The sequence below is a fragment of the Streptomyces sp. ATLC9 genome (assembly GCF_057196705.1).
This window is the reverse complement of the sequence record NZ_JBXUOY010000479.1, coordinates 1-1,852: the sequence shown is the minus strand read 5'-3', so window position 1 is coordinate 1,852 and position 1,852 is coordinate 1. Positions and strand designations below refer to the sequence as shown.

The following is a 1,852-nucleotide window of genomic DNA, read 5'->3' as shown; positions in this document are numbered from 1 at the left end:
GCCGCAAGGTGTCGGCTCCGGCGGGTCCGCCGAAGGCGGCTGCCGAGGTGGAGGCCGCGGTGACGGTGGTTCCGGCCGCCGAGGAGGCGCCGCGGGCGCCCGCGGGGGAGCCGGCCGAGGTGGTGGCGGAGCCCGCGGAGGCTCCGGCGGAGGTCGTGGTCCCCGAGACCGCGGCTCCCGAGCCGGCCGTGCCCGAGCCGGCCGCGGAGGAGGCCGCACCGCGTACCCGGCGCCGTGGTGCGCGCAAGGTGTCGGCTCCGGCGGGTCCGCCGAAGGCGGCTGCCGAGGTGGAGGCCGCGGTGACGGTGGTTCCGGCCGCCGAGGAGGCGCCGCGGGCGCCCGCGGAGGAGCCGGCCGAGGTGGTGGCGGAGCCCGCCTCCGAGGCCGCCGCTCCGCCGGCCCGCCCCCGCCGCCGCGTGGTGCGCCGTGCGGCGGCCCCGGCCGGATCTCCCGAGTCGGCCGAGATCACCGAGCCCGCCGTCCCCTCCGCCGAGCCCGTCCCCTCCGTGGAGGAGCCGGTCGCCGAGGCGCCGGCCGAGGTTCCGGGGGAGACCCCCTCGGAACCGGTCGCGGAGGCCCCCGCCGGGGAGGAGGCCGCTCCGGCGAAGAAGACGGCCCGCAAGACGGCCAAGAAGGCCGCCGCCAAGAAGACCGCGTCCACGGCGAAGAAGGCCACCGCCAAGACGGCGGCCTCCAAGACCGCCGCCAAGAAGACGACGGCCAAGAAGGCGGCGACCAAGAAGACCGCGGAGTCGGCTGCCAAGAAGACGACCGCCAAGAAGACGGTGGCGAGGAAGACCGCCGCCAAGAAGACGGCCGCCCGCAGGACCGCGGCGGCCGAGCAGCAGGATCCGCAGTCCGTCTCGGCCCCGGCCGAGGACTGACGGAAGGAGGACGACCGGCCCCGGACGCCGACGGGCGTCCGGGGCCGGTTTGACCCCCCGCGACAAAGCCCCGTAACCTTGACCGTCGCGGCGTGTCGATGGACACGCCAGGCTCCTGAGCAAATCCCTCCACGCACTCCGCGAGGTGTCGCGTGAGCGCGAGGAGAGGCCGCTCAATCCACTCGGATCCGCACGGGCCCCGCCCGTGGCGAGCGGCTGGCATCAGGGGCCCCACCCACGAGCGAGAGAGAGTTCCGCGTGTACGCGATCGTGCGCACCGGCGGCCGCCAGCAGAAGGTGTCCGTCGGCGATGTCATCGAGGTTGACCGTATCTCCACCAGCAAGGTCGGCGACAGCGTCGAGCTCTCGACCCTGCTCATCGTCGATGGCGACGCGGTCACCAGCGACCCGTGGGTCCTGGCCGGCGTGAAGGTCCACGCCGAGGTCGTGGACCACCACAAGGGTGCCAAGATCGACATCATGAAGTACAAGAACAAGACCGGCTACCGCAAGCGGATCGGTCACCGTCAGCTGCACACCGCGCTGAAGATCACCGGCATCGACGCCCCGGCGACGAAGTAAGGGACTGAGGAGAGATGGCACACAAGAAGGGCGCATCGTCCACTCGGAACGGTCGCGACTCCAATGCCCAGCGGCTCGGCGTGAAGCGCTTCGGCGGTCAGGTCGTCAACGCGGGCGAGATCCTGGTCCGCCAGCGCGGCACCCACTTCCACCCGGGCTCCGGCGTGGGCCGCGGCGGCGACGACACCCTGTTCGCGCTGGCCGCCGGTGCGGTGCAGTTCGGCACCGCGCGTGGCCGCAAGGTCGTGAACATCGTTCCGGCCGCCGAGTAACCACCGGCCCCGGCACGACCCGCAGCACCCTCCGAGGGCGGACCGCCTCCCGGCCGTTGGCGCCCCGCGCCGTCGGGCGGGGCTGCGGGTGCGCCCTCGGGGGGGTGTTCGGGG

The 1,852-nt window shown here is 74.1% G+C and carries 2 protein-coding genes and 1 pseudogene; all 3 read left to right on the top strand.

Annotation, left to right across the window (positions count from 1 at the left end):
* Positions 1–884 (top strand): annotated as a pseudogene (locus AC2CJA_RS26460) (Rne/Rng family ribonuclease); the annotation flags it as partial.
* Positions 885–1,142: 258 nt separating this feature from the next.
* A complete protein-coding gene (gene rplU, locus AC2CJA_RS26455; protein ID WP_093654483.1) occupies positions 1,143–1,466 on the top strand; it encodes a 50S ribosomal protein L21 in 324 nt (107 codons plus the stop codon).
* 14 nt (positions 1,467–1,480) lie between these two features.
* The gene (rpmA, locus tag AC2CJA_RS26450; RefSeq protein WP_241713732.1) at positions 1,481–1,738 is read left to right on the top strand and encodes a 50S ribosomal protein L27; all 258 of its coding nucleotides are present in this window, start codon (positions 1,481–1,483) and stop codon (positions 1,736–1,738) included.
* The last annotated feature ends 114 nt before the right edge of the window (positions 1,739–1,852 follow it).